16 protein-coding genes are annotated in these 18,103 nt (G+C 32.3%); 8 read left to right on the forward strand and 8 right to left on the reverse strand.

Annotated elements, in window-relative coordinates; genetic code table 11:
- Window positions 1-95: 95 nt before the first annotated feature.
- From prmA to ATO12_RS16790, 3 genes are all read left to right on the forward strand, one after another.
- Window positions 96-935 carry a 50S ribosomal protein L11 methyltransferase gene (gene prmA / locus ATO12_RS16780; RefSeq protein WP_034243939.1) on the forward strand — a complete coding sequence of 280 codons (840 nt, stop codon included), beginning with the start codon at window positions 96-98 and terminating at the stop codon, window positions 933-935.
- Window positions 936-997: 62 nt separating this feature from the next.
- Complete coding sequence (locus ATO12_RS16785) at window positions 998-1,273, forward strand: ATP-dependent Clp protease adaptor ClpS (RefSeq protein WP_034243941.1); 276 nt, start codon at window positions 998-1,000, stop codon at window positions 1,271-1,273.
- Window positions 1,274-1,821: 548 nt separating this feature from the next.
- Entirely contained in the window at window positions 1,822-2,673 is an 852-nt protein-coding gene (locus ATO12_RS16790; RefSeq protein ID WP_034243944.1) for a M57 family metalloprotease, read from the forward strand.
- An 89-nt stretch (window positions 2,674-2,762) separates the two neighbouring features.
- On the opposite strand, the gene ATO12_RS16795 is transcribed toward ATO12_RS16790, so the two are convergent.
- The 7 genes from ATO12_RS16795 to ATO12_RS16825 all read right to left on the reverse strand — a co-directional run bounded on the left by ATO12_RS16795 (window position 2,763) and on the right by ATO12_RS16825 (window position 10,628).
- The gene (locus tag ATO12_RS16795) at window positions 2,763-3,971 is read right to left on the reverse strand and encodes a hypothetical protein (protein ID WP_034243946.1); all 1,209 of its coding nucleotides are present in this window, start codon (window positions 3,969-3,971) and stop codon (window positions 2,763-2,765) included.
- A gap of 274 nt (window positions 3,972-4,245) precedes the next feature.
- Complete coding sequence (locus tag ATO12_RS16800) at window positions 4,246-5,019, reverse strand: outer membrane lipoprotein-sorting protein (RefSeq protein WP_034243948.1); 774 nt, start codon at window positions 5,017-5,019, stop codon at window positions 4,246-4,248.
- A gap of 29 nt (window positions 5,020-5,048) precedes the next feature.
- Window positions 5,049-7,436 carry an efflux RND transporter permease subunit gene (locus ATO12_RS16805; protein ID WP_051575902.1) on the reverse strand — a complete coding sequence of 796 codons (2,388 nt, stop codon included), beginning with the start codon at window positions 7,434-7,436 and terminating at the stop codon, window positions 5,049-5,051.
- 267 nt (window positions 7,437-7,703) lie between these two features.
- Complete coding sequence (locus tag ATO12_RS16810) at window positions 7,704-8,300, reverse strand: TetR/AcrR family transcriptional regulator (RefSeq protein ID WP_034243951.1); 597 nt, start codon at window positions 8,298-8,300, stop codon at window positions 7,704-7,706.
- Window positions 8,301-8,581: 281 nt separating this feature from the next.
- Window positions 8,582-9,097 (reverse strand): cupin domain-containing protein, encoded by a 516-nt coding sequence (locus tag ATO12_RS16815; protein WP_034243953.1) that lies wholly within the window; start codon window positions 9,095-9,097, stop codon window positions 8,582-8,584.
- A 6-nt stretch (window positions 9,098-9,103) separates the two neighbouring features.
- Window positions 9,104-9,718 (reverse strand): FMN-dependent NADH-azoreductase, encoded by a 615-nt coding sequence (locus ATO12_RS16820; RefSeq protein WP_051575903.1) that lies wholly within the window; start codon window positions 9,716-9,718, stop codon window positions 9,104-9,106.
- A gap of 55 nt (window positions 9,719-9,773) precedes the next feature.
- Entirely contained in the window at window positions 9,774-10,628 is an 855-nt protein-coding gene (locus tag ATO12_RS16825; protein WP_034243956.1) for a sigma-70 family RNA polymerase sigma factor, read from the reverse strand.
- 174 nt (window positions 10,629-10,802) lie between these two features.
- On the opposite strand from ATO12_RS16825, the gene ATO12_RS16830 reads away from it, so the two are divergent.
- Together ATO12_RS16830 and ATO12_RS16835 are read left to right on the forward strand one after the other, a co-directional pair.
- Complete coding sequence (locus tag ATO12_RS16830; protein ID WP_034243958.1) at window positions 10,803-11,600, forward strand: helix-turn-helix domain-containing protein; 798 nt, start codon at window positions 10,803-10,805, stop codon at window positions 11,598-11,600.
- Window positions 11,601-11,663: 63 nt separating this feature from the next.
- Complete coding sequence (locus ATO12_RS16835; RefSeq protein WP_034243961.1) at window positions 11,664-12,995, forward strand: serine hydrolase domain-containing protein; 1,332 nt, start codon at window positions 11,664-11,666, stop codon at window positions 12,993-12,995.
- Window positions 12,996-12,999: 4 nt separating this feature from the next.
- Here the strand turns inward: ATO12_RS16835 and ATO12_RS16840 are convergent, their stop codons facing one another.
- Window positions 13,000-13,587, reverse strand: coding sequence for a YceI family protein (locus ATO12_RS16840; protein WP_034243963.1), 588 nt, complete (start codon window positions 13,585-13,587; stop codon window positions 13,000-13,002).
- Window positions 13,588-14,252: 665 nt separating this feature from the next.
- On the opposite strand from ATO12_RS16840, the gene ATO12_RS16845 reads away from it, so the two are divergent.
- The 3 genes from ATO12_RS16845 to ATO12_RS16855 all read left to right on the forward strand — a co-directional run bounded on the left by ATO12_RS16845 (window position 14,253) and on the right by ATO12_RS16855 (window position 18,103).
- Window positions 14,253-14,732, forward strand: a complete 480-nt coding sequence (locus ATO12_RS16845; protein WP_051575904.1) for a glycine-rich domain-containing protein — start codon at window positions 14,253-14,255, stop codon at window positions 14,730-14,732.
- Window positions 14,733-14,735: 3 nt separating this feature from the next.
- Window positions 14,736-15,656 (forward strand): hypothetical protein, encoded by a 921-nt coding sequence (locus ATO12_RS16850; RefSeq protein WP_034243965.1) that lies wholly within the window; start codon window positions 14,736-14,738, stop codon window positions 15,654-15,656.
- 71 nt (window positions 15,657-15,727) lie between these two features.
- A complete protein-coding gene (locus tag ATO12_RS16855; protein ID WP_034243967.1) occupies window positions 15,728-18,103 on the forward strand; it encodes a TonB-dependent receptor in 2,376 nt (791 codons plus the stop codon).

An 18,103-nucleotide genomic window follows, 5' to 3' on the forward strand; every position in this document is an offset into this window, starting at 1 on the left:
CACCTCGTGGTAAGATGGGGTGCTTTTTTTAAGACTTACTTTTGGTGCCAGCATTAAGGTAAAAGAGTAACTTTGTAGAATAATTAAAGATCAGTATGTCAAATACAAAATACATTGGGTATTATTTTAAAGTTTCACCACTACAACCAGCTACAGAAATACTAATTGCAGAACTAGGATACGCTGGATTTGAAAGCTTTGTAGAAACCGAAAACGGAGTTAACGCTTTTATTCAAAGTATAGATTGGAAAGAGCATATTTTGGAAGGTGTTTATGTATTAAATTCTGGAGAGTTTGATATAGAATATACCATTGAAGAAATAGAGCAAATAAACTGGAACAAAGAATGGGAAAAGAACTTTAATCCCATTGTTGTAGATGATATTTGTAGCGTAAGAGCGCCTTTTCATGAAAAACCAAATACAAAATATGATATTATTATAGAACCCAAAATGTCTTTTGGTACGGGGCATCATGAGACTACACATATGATGATCCAACATATTTTAAAAACTGACTTAAATGGTAAAACAGTATTAGACATGGGGTGCGGCACAGGGGTCTTGGCAATTCTTGCAAAAATGAGAGGTGCTGGACCTACAGATGCTATAGATATTGATAATTGGTGTTATTTGAATACCGTAGAAAATGTAGAACGTAATGATTGTGAGGATATTACTGCGTATGAGGGTGATGCCTCACTTTTACCAGGAAAAAGTTATGATGTTATTATTGCTAATATCAATCGCAACATATTGCTAAATGATATTGAACAATATGTAAAATCTTTAAATCCCAAGGGTAAATTGTTTTTGAGCGGGTTTTATAAAGAAGATTTAGATATGATTACAGAAGAATGTACAAAGAATCATCTTAATTTTATAGAAAATTTCAATAGAAATAATTGGATAGCAGCGTCTTATGAGTTAAAATAATCTTTTAATTAATGCATATAATACTCTAAGTTATTATATTTGCATAAAACAATTACCCCCTTATGAGTACCCAGGAGAAAGTTTTAGAAGAAGTTTTAGAAAAATCTGTTGATCAAAGCAATAATGAGATTGTTCTGTATAATGATGATGTAAATACTTTTGATCATGTTATAGAAACTCTTATTTATACTTGTGAACATACACCAGTACAAGCAGAGCAATGTGCTATGTTAGTGCACTATAAAGGAAAATGTACTGTAAAAACAGGTGCTTATGAAGAATTAGTACCGCGATGTTCTAAATTATTAGATGCAGGTCTTAGTGCAGAGATTGTTTGATCGAATATAGACCAAAATTTTTCTATTTATCACATTATAAGTCCATATTATGGACTTTTTTTGTGCCTTTAATTTTATCACTAAAAATAGATGAGATTCTAAATTTGTTTTATATGAATATGTTTTTTTAATTTTTGTTAAATATTTAAAACATTATTTTTTAAAACTTAAACTTTATGACATGTAGGAAAAAACTTTCTATATCTTGCGCTTTTGATATCTAATTAAGTTTTCTTTAACATCCCTATTTGCCTCTTGCTTTAACACCTTGTTAACATATTGAAGTGGTATAAGAATTGTGTATTTTATCGATTTTTTGTGTTATTTTAAAACAACCTTTTTTGCATTTTCTTTAGAAGAATCTTACGGTTTAACCGTATTTATAGCAAATAGTTTAAAAAATTAACTAATTTTTCCGAAAAAATATCATATCTTCAAACCGCAAAAATTTAGAAAAGTTCAAAGCTTTCTACATAATTGTATTTAAAATAGAGCATAACTACTCTATTTTTAGTTTTTAATAACTACACAAATTCAACTTAATTAAAATGAAAAAAATCAAAGTATTAGCGTTTTGCGCTATCGTTGCAGGATTTACTACTTCCTGTGAAAAAAAAGAAGTTTCTAATGAGACACAACCAGAAACTGTTGCAGAACAAGTTTCAAAAGCTCACATTCAGGCATTACATGATGCAGGAGTAAATGCTACTGGAGCAGAATATGTAACAGTAAAACATCCAGATGGGTCTGTAGAAGAAGCTATACAGTCTAGCGACCTTATTTTGGCAATTAATAAACTGGCAGAACAAAAACTGGCAGAAATAGAGAATGGCAACAAGCAATACAGAACAAATAACCTTGTATCTAGTGGTAATAGAAATATTAGTATTATTGGGTATACAGGATCTGGATATGCTTTAACCAGTAAAATGCGTACAGGACTTCAGTGGGCTGTTAACAATTATAATGCATTAAATAATACACTAAGTTTTAGTCTATCTTTTGCGGCATCTACTAGTGCTGATATGGTAGTATATAACAACGGTGCTTCGGGTGCAGGAGGATCTGCAGGTTTCCCTAGTGGAGGAAGACCATATAAGTGGATTCAGATTAATGCAGGTAGTAACAGTATAAGTAATAATGCTATGGAGCATTTAATGGGTCACGAAATGGGACACTGTTTAGGATTCAGACATACTGATTATGCTCGAAGAAGATGTGATAATAGTAATGAAGGAGGTGGTGGTATTGGAGCTATCCATATTCCTGGAACTCCAACAGCTAATCAGTGGGGACAAAGTGGTTTAGATACAGATTCTATTATGATCTCTTGTTTTGATGGTGGTGAAGATGGAGAGTTTTCGAATTATGACAGAACTGCTTTAAACTACCTGTACTAAGAATTGATTATAGATAAGCTTTGAACTTTTTATAAAAGCCATCCTGCTAACTAGGGATGGCTTTTTTCATTGATATGGTTGTTGTTTTTTTAGAAATATTTAGAAATAGAAATTCTAAAAAAACTATCTTCTCTAAAATTAGATAAGATCAATTCACTATCATCAATTTCATTAAAAATACGAGCTTCAACTGCTGCAGTCCAGCTACTACCAAAACGCCTTGAAGCTTCGAGACTAAAAATAGTAGTGCTGGATTCTAAATCTGCAATTCCTCCGATTAGTATTGATGTGTCCTGGGTGTCATTAAAAGCAATACGACTTCCGAAAAATATATCATTTTGCAATGCGTTTAGTGTCAGTTCGTCTCGCTCATCATATAAATACTCTCCCAAAATTCCTATATCAAGTCCATTTCCATCAATATTCGAAAATGTATATTCGAGACCGGCTACCATCGCAAAGAAATCCTGAGCATCTGCATAGCGATAAATAGATTCTAGTTTCCATAGAAAAGCATTATGAGTAATTTGTAGATCAAGACCGGTTTGATGTATCACAGGATAAAAAGCATTGATATTTCCTGTGGTATCAAATACAAAAAGAGGTTCTCTACCGGTTCCATAAAAATGAGAGATACCAATATCAAAAATATCAAAATAATGCTTCCATCGAAAAGCGACATCCTGTCTCCATTCTTTTGCACCACTTTCATAACCAAGATCATCTTTATCAATTACTACCGGAAATCGTAGTCTCCCTTTTTTGCCAGAGAAAGTACGTTTACGATGGTAGGGGAGGTAAAAAAAATCAAAAGTTCCGAATTTTTCAGTGATCCATGTAAACTGAGCCATGGGTTGTCCAAGCTTTTCCTCACCGTCAAAGGTTTCAACAGCATCGGTTTGATTAATGATATCTACCAGATGATTACTTTCGGCCACACCCCAATAGACTTTTTTGAGTCCAAGGTTAAGTTCCCAGTTTTTTTTAGCCTTTTGATAATATAGCTCCCGTATATCCCAATGTGTTCTCTCATCATCGACATCTACTCTAAAAAAACCTTTAAAGTTGATGCTTTCATACCCGGCATTCCAGTCGGCTTTGTATTCTGGTCGTATTGCCAGAGACGGAAAATGATCTTTCTGATCTTCAAAAAGAGCATCATTATAGAAATAGCGATATTCTCCTTCTAATTCTAACTCAAAATCATGAGTTACCTTTTTAGCTTTTTCGTTTTGAGCATGTATTGTTTTACCAAAACATAGTAGCAGAATTATGTAATAGATAGATTTAATCTTCATGTATTCGTTTTTTTATTTTCTGGCCTTTAACCAGACTAAGAGCTGCGATCAATACGTCTAATATGGATGATAAAAAGTAAAGCAATAAAAAACGGGTTTTGATATGTGCAATATGATCTGATTGAGCAAAAGCTAAAAAAGAGTCGTGTCATTACAGCTTGCTTAGCATAGGAAAAAACACAAGACCAGGTTGCAATAACAATAAAAATCTAGTAACCAAAAGAGCTATATTAGATATTACAAACTGAGTCTTGCGTATTTCGTTTATTTAAATTTATTGCCCGGCTCGTTTTAGAGCGACTTGAGTAAAATCTTCATCTGCAAGTGCTGCTTCAAAATTATAATCACTAAATTTTAATATGGTTTCTTTATTACTTTGATGATTTACCATATGAAGTGTTAATGCTCTCCAGAATTTTCCTTTATACAATTTGTAATCCCCATAGGTAAGTGTTTTGAGTAATGAGTTTTTACGATCGTAGAATTCGACCTTTTCTATTCGATACCTTTTATCTTTATTATAAGTCACAATTCTTCTTGTATAACCAGATTTTGGATCGACCGGATCCTGCTCTACAATTAATATACTTCCTTTTTCTTCTAAGAATTTATAACTATACTTTTCTACTTCTTGCGAAGAAAGATCTTCATATGCAAATTCACTACCCACAAAAGGACCGGATTTATTATTTGAAGATATTCTTTTTACCCTTTTGATCGAAGGTAAGAAAAGCCATTGATCATCTGCTCCGATTTTATGAGTAAAAGTTAATGTCGAGGTTCCTTTCACATCTTTTGGGCTATTAAAAACAATCAATGATTTATCTCCATCTGTAGTTTGTTCTAAAGTTCGGGTAATTAATAACCGTTCACTGGTTTGCCCATTTTTATTTTTTAGAGTCATTTTCAGGTTTACAATAGAACTATTGAAACCTTGATCTGCCTGATCTGCTGCTTTGGCAATTTGCAAACCTCGTTCTTCTGCATTTTGTGCTGTTAAAGTTATAGTACTTAGTACTGTAAGTCCAATTAAAATTAATGTTCTCATAGTAATAGATTCTTTATTGTTTTTATTTATTATTTATCAAGTTGCATTTGTGGTTCTAATTCTTTTACTGGTGTTTCTGTGGTCACCTTATCTTTTTTGCTAATTAAAATTAGTAGAGCAGGTAGTAATATAAAATCGATGATTAAGGCCGACAGAATAATAATTACCGTAATTCTAGCCATATAGCTGTTTAAAGCGAATGATGAGGTAGATAGTACAGCAAATCCAGCCAGGAGCACTACTGTAGTAGTTACTAATGCTTTTCCAACAGTTTCAAAAGCATAGATAACTGCTTGCCTGGCATCATAACCTAATTCTCTGCGAGCTCTTAAGAATTTACTCATAAAATGAACAGTATCATCTACTATTATCCCAAGAGTCATCCCAAAAACGATAACCATTCCTGTATTAATCTGAGCTTTGTACATTGCCCAAAATCCAAACCCGATAAAAACCGGAGTAACATTAGGAATGATACTTAGAAGACCAAGTTTAAAATTTCTTAGTGCGAACATTAATACCAGAGAGATCAATATGAGTGCAATTATATTTCCTTTAAGCATACTATCTGCTTGTCTAAAGCCCAGTTTAGAAAACATAAGAGTAGGGCTTACTCCGATAGTATGCATAGGTTTTGGAGTATTATCCTGTAACCATTTTTCGGCTCTTTTTGAAAAGGCAATCATCTCGGCGCTAGAGATATTCTGCAATGTTATAGTAACCCGACTTTCAGATTTGTCTACATTAATTTGATTATTGAGATCTAATCCAAACGGTAAAGAAAGTTCGTATAACAATAAATACTGTGCTGCTTCTTCACGACTACTAGGAACCCTGTAATAAGATTCATTATCTCCGTGCATTGATCGGTTTACTCTTCTGGCAACCTCGCTAAATGCGTTTACATGAATCACTTCGGGTTGTTCGTTAAGCCAATCTTCAAAATCATTTAGTTTTTTAAGGTATTCTGGATTATTGATCCCTCCGCTTTCTCCACTTCCAACAGAGAATTCAACATTATAAATTCCGGTTAAGTTTTCGCTTATATAATCAGTATCACTTCTAAATTGTACTGTTTCATCAAAATAGTTGATGAACTCATCATTAAATCGATTTTTGGTAGCCAGAAATGTAAAGACACCAATTATTACTATTGATATTATTGCAAGTTTTGTAGGTTGTTTTGCTACAAAATGCCCAAGATTGGTATACCAGTTCGATTTCTCTATAAGAATGCCTTTCTTTTCTTTGACCTTTACAGGAAGAACTGCCATAAGTGCCGGTAATGCTGTGGTAGAATAGAAAAAGGCCATTGTCATTCCAAAAGCGGTAATATTTCCTAGATCCCAAAATGGAGGTACATCTCCAAAATTCATAGTTAAAAAACCGATAACCGTAGTTAAACTAGTGATGAAAACCGGCATGAAATTAAGACGCATAGATTCGACAAGAGCATCCTTTTTTGTATATCCGTCTTTGCGCATTTTTTGAAGCATAGTAATCAGAATATGAATACTATCTGCTACAGCCAAAGTTAGTATCATTGTAGGAAAAACAGAAGATGGCGGTGTGAGTTTAATGCCCATAATCCCTACAAAACCAATTGCGCTCATAATAGAAAATAGCACAACAATTAAAGTAGCCAGGGTGCTAAAAAAGTTTCTGGTAAGAATGAGTGTGGTTAAGATTACAATAATCAACATAATCAGGGTTAACATCATATCTCTCATTGAAGATTCGAAGAAAGCAGTATTAAGCGGTACTAATCCCGATGAGTGCACCTGAAAATTTGGATATTTTTCTTGGAAATCAGCAATTGATTTTCTAACAAAAGCAGTTACTTCTGGTATCTCCTTGGCACTATCTTTTCCTGGTAGACGTACCGTTACATTAATTGCGGTAACACTTCCCTTTTCATTAAGCAGACGATTTACCAAAAGAGGTTCTTTTAGTGCTTTTTCTTTAATCGCTTTAATTTCTGAATCAGTTTTAGAAGCAGATTCATAGGATAGATCGTCTACGTATAAATCATCCCCCTGGGCACTTGTATGCTGAAAATTTGTTACTGCATCAACACGAGAAGAGTAGGGAGTGTTCCAAGCTTCGGCTGTAAGTTCTTCAATAGCAATTAGATTCTCTTTGGTAAATATATCGCCATTAGAAGGAGAGAGTACAATAACAATATTGTCATCCTTTGTGTATTTATCCTGCAAAGCATCAAAAGCTTCAAGTTCTGGATTAGATTCACTGAAAAATACGTGATAATCACCATCAAACTCCATATTACCCTGTGAACCAAGCCCCATCGCAATGACTAATGTGGTAATTAATACGGGCCATTTGAATTTGATTACAAATTCTGCCCATTTCTTCGCAAACGCATTGGTAGCGTTACCTGCTTTTTTTAGTGCATTCATATAATTATTAGTTGTTAGTTGACCAGTCGACTATTTATATATCACAAGTCGATATGATACAGATTATTATGAGTTTTTATGTTTAGACGATTTGAATATTGATATTAGGACATGGTCTTTGATAAAATTTTAAAAACATTTACATGTTATAATTGACCAGTCGACTATTTTTTATTGTTTGATTTACTAAATTATGGTTTATATCATATTTTAAGATTATTTAAAAGTTAACAATTGACCGGTCGTCTACATGTTATTCAAAAAAAATTATTTTAAAAACAATTGCCTGGTCATATTCATTACATTATCCATTGGATAAGCACTTTGAGTCTCTTTCATAGTTGTCATTGCTCCTTTACCAGCATCTTCAATAAAATCAACCATGTTTACTACATCAATCGAAGCATCTATTTCTCCTTGTTTTTGAGCTTCTAAGGCAACAATAATAATTTCTGATTTTATCGTGTCATGTTTTTCTAAGACTGCCTCTCTTATATTTTCATTATGTTCGGCCATTTCATTACTTAGATTGCAGGCCATACATCCATTTTTGCATTCTAATTCTTTTTTTACTACCTCAATTCGGTATTCATAAAAATTGATCAGACGTTGTTTTGGAGAAAAGGATTTGTCACGTAAAATTACTAAAGCAGGAGTAACCTGTGTTGTAAAATATTTGTCCAAAGCCTTAATTGCAAAATCTTCTTTACTATCAAAATAAAAGTAAAAAGAACCTTTAGGAACGTCAGCTGCCTTAACAATGTCATTTACACTAGTACCATTATAACCTTTAGACCAAATGATTTCCATCCCTTTTTCTAAAAGGTAATCAGCTTTGATCTCATGTTTTATGGTTTTCGACATTATTTTCATTTTGGGACGACAAAAATATGACCAGTCGTCTAGTAAAGCAAATTTTTTACTGTTAAAGTTTTCTTTATACAGTGTAAGTTGTTGATTTTTAGTATAATTAGGTATTTTGTGTAAAATGAATGTACAAAAATACTTTTACCGCTTAACATATAATCAATACTGCAAATTTATGCTGTTTGCTATTACAATCTATGAAATTATATCGAATTTTTATGTACTCATCCCAGATATAGGATAGAAAACAAGTGAAAATATGACCAGGCAATTTAGAATTATTGATCTCTAATAGGTAACATATTAGAAGTGTCGACAGGAAAACTATCATATTTATTGTAAAGTTTTAAATATTTTTCTGGGTCAATGGTGTCGCTGTTAAGCGTTTCATACAATCCTCTAAAAAAACCTTCTCTTTTCTGTGAAGGATTAAAAAGTAAGGTAAGCCGAACTTCTTCATCGGTATCATTTTGAAATCCGTGTGGGGTAAATCTGGGAGCATATGCTACAGTACCAGGGCCGATCAGATGTTTATTGCCTTTTGCTCCTGTAAAAAGAGTGAGTGTTCCTTTATTTACAATAAAAGTTTCGTCCATAAATCTATGATAATGTAACTTGGCGCCAATAGCTCGAGGTGCTAAAACGATTTCATAAACTCCTAACTGATCATTCGATAATTCACTAGTTAGTTTAAAAGTAAAGGAAATACCATTCATAGTAAATGTTTCTCCTTCATTAGGCTGGATTAATACTTCTTTATTTTCTAGCGTATCATTAAAAAAATCTTCTTTCATTGTGTTTTAGTTTTTAAAAATTGTGTCTATTTGTTTATGAATGTTCGCAATATTATGCTGTAGAACATCGGTTTTGCTGGTTCCTTCAAGCGAAAAAATGTTTTTTACCATAATCCCCATATGATGCAGTATTGCGCTTAGATAGGGTTCCTGAAAATCATAAGCCTGCATAGAAGTACCCATATAAGTCCCTCCTTTTACTAGTGCCAGGTAAGCTTTTTTATCTTTTAATAACCCATAATAAGAACCATCTTTGTGTATGCCAAAGGTGTGGTCTATTCTTACAATATGATCGATATATGCTTTAAGATTAGATGGAATATTTAAGTTGTATAGCGGACTACTTATCAATATTTCATCAGCTACACTTAATTCTTTAATTAGTTGATCCGATAGAGCAGTAGCTGCTATAACTTCTTCGGTCATACGTTCTTTTGAAGTATAAAACCCTTGTATTGTTGTGTCATGTATATGAGGTATAACAGAAGTTACTAAATCTCTATAAATAACTTTACCTGATGGATGTAATGCTCTCCATTTTGTTTCGAGATAATCTGCCAATTCTCTAGAGTGAGATCCTTGCGTTCTAGAGCTTGAATCAATTCTTAATAATGTTTTCATTGTATATAAAATTGTGATTTACCTGTATGACAAATCACCATGTGAAAACGTGACACTACCACATCTTTTTTGCAATATTTTTGAGTTTTTCTGGATCAACTACAGAACTGATTTTAAATATTTTTTGATCTTGATTAATTGAAAATACTTGGCAAGATGATAATACGTCGTTATCAAAATATGCTATTGCTGGTTGGTGATTAACTTCAATATATCTGGCGTTTTGTTGCGATTGAAACTTATTAAAAACTTCAAGAATCAGCTCGATACAGTTCTGTTTTCCGTAGGTAAAATTTCTAAGAACTTTAATTTTATCACCACCATCAGCAATCATGGTAATATCATTTGTAAAAAGTTGCTCTAACTTTTTGATATCTCTTTCTCGTATTGCAGTACTGTAATTATTAATATATTCTTCTGTGTTTTTAGTTTTAGAGATCAAATTCTTTTGACTGGGTTTTTTTAATTTGGTTTTTGCTCTACTCAACAATTTTCTCGAATTCTCAGGAGTGCTAGAAAGAACTTCAGCAATATCATTATGAGAATAATGAAATGCCTCTTTTAGTACAAAAACGGCTCTTTCTTTTACAGTCAACTGATCTAATAAAATCAATAGTGAGTATGAAACGATATCCTTTAAATATAAATCATTATCAGCAGTATCGGTAGCAATAGGCTCTGGAAGAGTGATGTTTTCTGAAATAAATTTTTTCTGTCGATTTTTTTTATTGATCGAAGTATTAATAACCGATTTGATCAAGTATGCTTTAGGATTATCTATCTTTTTGTTTTGAAGCGAAATAAAAGTGTTTAAAGCATCCTGAATAGCATCTTTTGCATCGTCGGCAGAACCAAGAATATTATAAGCAAATGGAAATAAAAACTCCTGATATGTGTTGAAATCAAACATTGGTTTTTTAATGTATGAATAAATATGTTTCTTTAGTATATAAATGTATTATTATATGATGACAACTAAGAGACCAAAAATGTGACAAAAAAGGATAATACTTTTATTTTTTGACGAAATTTATATACGATCAGGGCTTGGTAGCTATGATGGTTTACAATTTTTATACGATATATGATTATTAAAAGCGAACTTGCCGAATTGTCCTTACAACATTTGATAAAAGAGTATTATTACTTTTCAAAAAAAATGGATGCAACGGTTAAATATGTACCTGTGATCGATGATTGTTGTTATGATTTTGTTTTCTTTAAAGAATGTAATAGTGTGCTAACGTATGGCGAGAAACAATCCATTCTTCCTATCCCTTTTAAAGTATTTACTATTCATGATCTTTCTCCTCCTTATACGTTAAAATTTGAAGTATCTCTTACCTTTTTTACAATTAAAGTACAACCATGGGCAAATGCACATTTTTTCTCTTACCTGGATACTTCTGGGATTATTGATCTAAGCCTCGAAAAAGCGGGCATACTAGCTGTACGAGAGCAATTATTTAATGATGTACCAATACGTGATATGTGTACAATAGCGAGTGATTTTGTAAAAGAGCAAAGCCTTATCCTTAGTTCTTCGGCCCTTTTTGTAAAAGATGTTTGTGAGTATATATACAGTGTAAAAGGGATGACATCGGTAAATTTATTGAGCGAAAAATATAATAAAACCCGCCAATACTTAAATAGAATCTTTAAGCAAGAAGTGCTTTATAGTTTGAAGAAGTTTATCATTACGGTACGGATCATGGATTTGGTTAAATTTAAAATTAAGAACAAACATATTTCTATGACCGAACTGTGTTATACATATGATTATTTTGATCAATCACATTTTAATCGGGATTTTAAGAAAGTATGTGGTGTAACACCTATGCAATTCTTTAATGATCTCCCAGAATTTTTATTCCGTCATTAGATAAGGTTCCATTTTTACAATTTTTAATACGCTAATTGTATTTGTTTTGTAATAAAAAAGAAAATGACTCGCATTTTATTAAAATTGGTAGTATTAGTAATATTTTTAGTAGCATGTTCTAAACATAAAGAAATAAAAGTTTCAAAAGTTAATTATGAAAATAAGCCCGATGATTCGCTACTTTTAAGAAGTGATACATATTTGACAAAGCTTACCGAGTTAAAGAAATTTAATGGAGTGGTATTACTTAAGAAGGGCAAAAAAACTGTTTTGAGAAAAGCATATAATATCTCTTCAGATACGCTGTCTAAATTATTTGTAAATGTAGAAAGTCAATTTGATCTTCGTTCTGTCTCTAAATTATTTGCCAAAGTAAGTGTACTTCAGCTAGAAAATGAAGGTAAAATTAACCCTAACGATACCATTGGTAAATATTTACCCGATTTCCCTAATGGAGGACGAATTACTATTCAACATCTTATGGACAATAGTTCGGGTTTACCCAGAGAATTTGATACTTCAATATCTAATACATTAGAACTTTCTCCAGATGAAATAGTGGCTCTGGCTTCAAAGGAAAAATTAGAGTTTGAGCCAGGTGCTGAGGTACGGTATTCTAATGTAGGTTTTCAGTTATTATACTATATTATAGGCAAAATCAATAAAAATTCATACGCTTTATTTTTAAAAGAAAAATTCTTCAAACCGTTAAGAATGAAGAGTTCTGGTGGTAATTTTGATGCAGACCTTAGTCATTTAAAAAGCTACGCCTATGGACATTATGTTGATGATGAAAAAAACATTAAAAGTGTCGATTCTTTTTTACAGGATGAGGTAAGAATGGGTAATTTGCATTCGTCTGTAGATGATTTGGCTCAATTTCTTGCGTTCTTAGATAAAGAAAATCATGCCTCTTTGATTCATGATCATAGCATTTCGCATGCAGGAGGTACAAGAGGTAAACGAGCTTATATTCATAGAAATTTTTCACAAGATTATAGTATTGTTTTTTTAACAAATTATGATGAAATTCCTTTTGAGCAATTGGTAAGTGATTTAGAAAGTATACTTGAAGGCAAGAAGGTGAAAATGCCAAAAGCAGTACTTCGTAAATCGATCAACCTTTCTCCTCTTGTACTTAAAAAATATGAAGGAACTTATGATTTTGTAGATGCAGGACACCTTTTAATTACCCTTAAAGTAGAAAGAGATAGTTTGTTTTTATACCAGAAAGGGCAAAATAATGGAGTACTCTATCCAGAAAGCGAAACTATGTTTTTTGGAGATAAGACTTCTGAAGAATCAATAGAATTTGTAAAAAACGAATTAGGAGATTATTACATTTTGATGGATTTTCAGGGAGTGCAATGGGAAGGAGTAAAGGTCGATAAATAAACTGTTAACATCCATCCTGGTTTGCGACTACAACTACTTCAAAATCAATAGTGTTTGATATGATATCATCCTTTAAATTAATAAGAAAATTTTTGGATTTATAGTTGATTTTCCACAATGTTCTGTCAATTATAAATTTAGATTTCAGCAATACTTGGTTATTAATGTTTTCGATGGTAGATTGATACTGTATGATATGTCTTATATCATTGATGGTTAGGTAGGCGATTACATCCAGATTTGTAGCGTTTATATACCGGGTATTAATAATTTCTAATTTGGCAATTGGATATTTTTTTACATCAAAAAAATCTTCACTCTTCAAATGAGTGATCAACATTTCATTATATCGATCACCTATATTAATAATAGAATTCATATCAACCTCAAATTCTCCTCCTGTAATAAAAATACCCTTTCTACGTATAACACCATTTTTAAATTTTACTGTGCCATTGTGTGTGTTTAAATCTAAAAGATCAGATCCTTTCCAATTAATAATACTTTTACCAGTATCTATTCTAAGTTCTTGTTGTGCATGGATTATGGAAGTTATGCATACTGTTGCCAAAACTAAAATCATTTTTTTCATAGCTAATATTTTCTTGTAAAACTAAAATAGATGTTGTACCGCCTGTGAAAAAAAATGTAAAAGAAGTGTCAAAAAGTGTAAATTTTTATGCAATTACTCTTCTGGTAGATTAGCACGGTAATATGTATTCTAGAATTCAACCGTAATTTACAATGAAAGGAATATCATAATTGTTATGGTATGAATTTGAAAATTGATTTTTTTTATTAGAACTCATCTTCATTTTTTCTATTTCCTAAAAAATGAAGATGAGTTCTTAGAATAGAGTGTATATTTCTCTTCTTTAGACAATTTGTTTTTCGGACAAACAAACATCCACTTTAGTTCGAAAAATGGTGCTAAGCCATTAACAATTACAATTATTTTTTAACATTTCTTTAGTTGCAACAGTGTTGCGTCTGAAAAACAGGTTCTTTATATTGCAACACTGTTGCAACAAAGGGCGAGCCGAAAACCTTAAAAAACAGAGTAGGTATAATCTTAATTTATGTAATCATGAAAATTAACAAAGAAGCACTAATCTCTCAGATTCTGGCCGAAAAATCAGCAAATCCAGTTGGAGGTACGCATTGTAGTAACTGTGGACATTGTTCATCTACATTGTAGACATTGTATTGCGGTAGTACGATTTGTCGTACTACCGTTTTTAAGGAAACATTTTGAACATGAAAAAATTAGATAAAAAACAGCTAGCAAATATTCTTCAGTTTAGGAACGAAGACATTATTTCGAGGTTTAATGATATGTACCGGTTAGAAGCCGAAGAAGTACAGGATATTTTTAATGAAACCCTCAAATTTCTATTTATAAGTCAGATTCCGGGAGTTTTTATACCAGATGATCTTTTAATTATCGACGAAATGTGGCATAATATGATTCTTTTTACTCCTCAATACCATGAGTTTAGTAAAGAATACTTTAACACATCTTATTTTCATCATGTTCCTGCTTCAAAAAAGGAAAAAGAAGATCGTAAGAGAAATATGATGAAAAATCCAGAAAAAGCTAAACAAGAATATTTAAAAAAGTTAGAGTTTTTACTATCTGTAACCTATGATTATTTAGGAGAAAAAACGGTTGAAAAATGGTTCAGGCAGTACGCAAGCCAATATAGTAAAGAACAGCTTAAAGCATTAAGGAAATAAGTCATGAGTATTTTTCCAAAAAGAGCGATCCCTGGTAAAACTGTGACTATTCACTGGAACTTTAATATCTCTGCCTTAAAAAATGTACATGTGTTTCCGTGGGTTAGAATCGGTGTTAAAGACCCTAACGGAAATGTTACGATGCTTTTTGAAGAACATGTTTTAGGATTACCAGATCCTATAAACGAAGAAACAAAACAGGAAAAACAACCACTCAAATATTTAAATAAAAATGTTCCGTTACTGTTATTAGCAGATTATTTGAGCGGAGCTTGTAAAAGAGAACGATTAATACAAATACTCAAAAATATTCAATCCGGAAGACATTATTATTTTACATACACTATTCCTAAGAATGCACCTATAGGGAAATATACGCTTGTTTCAGAAGTACACAGTTCTGGAGAAATAAAGCATTCTAAAACCGCAGCAGATGATTTCTTTTTTGTTGAAAAAATAACATTGGATAAGATTATAGAAGGTGAAAAAAAGAAAGCTATAATTATGAATCATTCACCAGAGAAAACTCCTGTAAAAATCGTTGAATGTTATCAAAATGCACAAGAAGAATTAAAAACTAAAGTACGTGTTTTTGAAATCGAACCGCTACAAGAAACAACGCTAGAACTTTCTTCGGATCAAGAATTTCTATTGTACAATGAAGAAAGAGAAGTGATCTCTCTAACTAATTTATCATCATCTTATCTATTGCGAAACCAACAAATACTCGAATTACGTAAAAATGATGGGTTAACCTGCTTGCTAAAAAAAGATAAAGATGAAGCCTATCAGTTAACTCCCGAAACTAAACAGTTATGGGATAGATCAAATGGATTACTTCATAAAGATCAAATGTCGGAAGAAGAAAAAGTGATTTTTAAAGAAATGAATTCAGAAGAATTGATTCAGGAAATTACTTTATAACAAACGGCATTTATATTCTTAAAACATCAGAAATATATAATTAAAATACAACAATCATCTACTACTCCTATATGCAATATGTCTTATATTTTATAATTGTTTTTTTATGTATTCCAATCGTTTCTATAGGTCAGGAAGGAGTAATTTCTGGTACGATAACCAACGAAAAAGGAACTCCTTTATCTACTGCCCATATATACATTCCTGAAATGAATAAAAGTACCGTATCCGATGATTCAGGAGCTTTTAGAATAGAACACTTGAGGTCGGGAGACTACCAAATTGTAATATCTCATATAGGATACCAAACGCAACAAAAAACAATAACACTACTTAAAAATCAACCCAAAATAAAAGTAACAATTCGCCTTGCCAAACAACTCGATGAATTAGGTGAAGTAACACTATTGAGCACATCAGAAGCAACAAAAATTAGAAATAGTACAACAACAGTATCTGTTATAGAAGCGAGAAAACTTAATAATAGATCTGTTACTACATCTGATCTTTTAGGTACAGTACCAGGAGTACAAATAAGACAGAGTGGGGGAGTTGGTAATGCTACTGAAGTATCTATTCAGGGATTAAGTGGCAGGCAAGTTAAACTATTTGTGAATGGAGTTCCTATGGATTTTTTACTTCCGGTAGAAGAATTAGGAGTAGGTCCCTCTCTGGCTATGCTTCCTGTTAACCTTATTAAACGTATGGAAGTGTATAAAGGTGCAGTTCCTGTAAGTATGGGAGCAGATGCATTAGGAGGTGCTATTAATATAGTTACAAGAAAAGAGAAGTACGATTTTTTGGAAACATCGGTAGCATATAGTTCATTTAATACCTGGCAGGCAACGGTAAATACGAGAAAAGTAATGTCCTCTGGTCTAACGGCAGGGGTAACGGGGTATTATACGTATTCAGACAATAATTATACACTAAACGATGTAACACTTATTAATGAGCAAGGGAATCCAGAATCAATTTCTGCAAAAAAATTTCATGATGCTTTTAGAAGTTACATGATAAAAGGCGATGTAGGATTGATAGACAAATCCTGGGCAGATTATGTAGCACTTAATTTTTCTTATGCAAATTTATATGATGAGATTCAGCATAATTTCGAAATGAGGCAACCTTACGGAGAAGCGCTTAACAAAGTATCTGTACATAATAATGCATTACAATATGAAAAAAAAGATCTTATAAAAAACCTCGATGCTAATTTATATATAGGGTACAACAGAATCATTACCAATTTTAATGATACAACACTTAATATATACAATTGGAGAGGAGAAATTATTGGGCAAAGAACCTCTGGAGGTGAGATCACACCTTCTCAAAATAAATTAAAACTTACAGGAGATAATATTTCGGGAAGAATTAATCTTCAATATAATGTTAATACCACCTCACGAATTCTATTTAATGGGGTGACTTCTTTTTTTGAGCGATCAGGAGAAGATCCTGTCGCAGCTGCGTTTTACGGAAATGATTACTATAAAAACCCCGTGCATATCAATAAAACTGTTATTGGAATAGGCCTGGAAAAAGATTTCCTGGATAAAAAAATAGTAAGTCACAGTGCTGTAAAATTATATCACTATGCCGCAAAAGGTTTCGAAATTGAAAATGATGAAATCGATGAGGTAGAACAGCAAAATACAGAATTTGGAGGAAGCCAATCTTTTTCCTGGAAAGTGAATCGTAATTTTTTAAGTAAACTATCTTATGAGTATGCCACAAGATTACCAGATAGAATTGAAACTTTAGGAGATTTTAGCATCGCAGTAGCAGCCAATCCGAATTTAAAACCCGAAAGAAGCCATAATATTAATCTTGGCGGGAGTTTTAAAAAAGAAACATGGAGTGTAGAAGCAAATGGTTTTTTTAGAGAAATAGACAATATTATTATACTTCAGGCGGTTCCTCCTCCTGTTTTGAGTACCTATCAAAATTTATTAAAAACAAGAATTATAGGAGTCGAAGGCGAAATTAGCATGCGGCCATTATCATGGTTAAATGTTACACTAAATGGCACTTTTCAGGATTTACGAAACCGATCTAAAAAAGAAGCTTCTGGGGTGTCTAATGATCGCTATTTTGGAGCACGATTACCAAATAAACCGTACCTGTTCGGAAACGGAGAAATTCAAATCACTAAAAATAGTTTAATGAGCCCTAATGACCAATTGCAAGTATGGTGGTCTACCCGCTATGTAGAAGAATTTTTTAGGTATTGGGAGATCGACGGACGAAAAGAAGATAAACTGGTCATACCAACTCAATGGCTTCATAATATAGGGATTGCATACACAGGAAAGCATAAGCAATATACCGTAACTCTCGAAACTCACAACATATTTGATCAACAGGCCTATGATAATTTTGGAGTTCAAAAACCAGGAAGATCATGGCATCTTAAATTAAAAACCTCACTATTTAAATCATAA

The organism is Aquimarina atlantica (genome assembly GCF_000626715.1).
In the GTDB taxonomy this organism is placed as follows: domain Bacteria; phylum Bacteroidota; class Bacteroidia; order Flavobacteriales; family Flavobacteriaceae; genus Aquimarina; species Aquimarina atlantica.

What these genes read in the sequence shown, in the direction of transcription:
- prmA (WP_034243939.1), top strand. Translation starts at nt 96, where the DNA reads ATGTCAAATACAAAATACATTGGGTATTATTTTAAAGTTTCACCACTA.
- ATO12_RS16785 (WP_034243941.1), top strand. Translation starts at nt 998, where the DNA reads ATGAGTACCCAGGAGAAAGTTTTAGAAGAAGTTTTAGAAAAATCTGTT.
- ATO12_RS16790 (WP_034243944.1), top strand. Translation starts at nt 1,822, where the DNA reads ATGAAAAAAATCAAAGTATTAGCGTTTTGCGCTATCGTTGCAGGATTT.
- ATO12_RS16795 (WP_034243946.1), bottom strand. Translation starts at nt 3,971, where the DNA reads ATGAAGATTAAATCTATCTATTACATAATTCTGCTACTATGTTTTGGT.
- ATO12_RS16800 (WP_034243948.1), bottom strand. Translation starts at nt 5,019, where the DNA reads ATGAGAACATTAATTTTAATTGGACTTACAGTACTAAGTACTATAACT.
- ATO12_RS16805 (WP_051575902.1), bottom strand. Translation starts at nt 7,436, where the DNA reads ATGAATGCACTAAAAAAAGCAGGTAACGCTACCAATGCGTTTGCGAAG.
- ATO12_RS16810 (WP_034243951.1), bottom strand. Translation starts at nt 8,300, where the DNA reads ATGTCGAAAACCATAAAACATGAGATCAAAGCTGATTACCTTTTAGAA.
- ATO12_RS16815 (WP_034243953.1), bottom strand. Translation starts at nt 9,097, where the DNA reads ATGAAAGAAGATTTTTTTAATGATACGCTAGAAAATAAAGAAGTATTA.
- ATO12_RS16820 (WP_051575903.1), bottom strand. Translation starts at nt 9,718, where the DNA reads ATGAAAACATTATTAAGAATTGATTCAAGCTCTAGAACGCAAGGATCT.
- ATO12_RS16825 (WP_034243956.1), bottom strand. Translation starts at nt 10,628, where the DNA reads ATGTTTGATTTCAACACATATCAGGAGTTTTTATTTCCATTTGCTTAT.
- ATO12_RS16830 (WP_034243958.1), top strand. Translation starts at nt 10,803, where the DNA reads ATGATTATTAAAAGCGAACTTGCCGAATTGTCCTTACAACATTTGATA.
- ATO12_RS16835 (WP_034243961.1), top strand. Translation starts at nt 11,664, where the DNA reads ATGACTCGCATTTTATTAAAATTGGTAGTATTAGTAATATTTTTAGTA.
- ATO12_RS16840 (WP_034243963.1), bottom strand. Translation starts at nt 13,587, where the DNA reads ATGAAAAAAATGATTTTAGTTTTGGCAACAGTATGCATAACTTCCATA.
- ATO12_RS16845 (WP_051575904.1), top strand. Translation starts at nt 14,253, where the DNA reads ATGAAAAAATTAGATAAAAAACAGCTAGCAAATATTCTTCAGTTTAGG.
- ATO12_RS16850 (WP_034243965.1), top strand. Translation starts at nt 14,736, where the DNA reads ATGAGTATTTTTCCAAAAAGAGCGATCCCTGGTAAAACTGTGACTATT.
- ATO12_RS16855 (WP_034243967.1), top strand. Translation starts at nt 15,728, where the DNA reads ATGCAATATGTCTTATATTTTATAATTGTTTTTTTATGTATTCCAATC.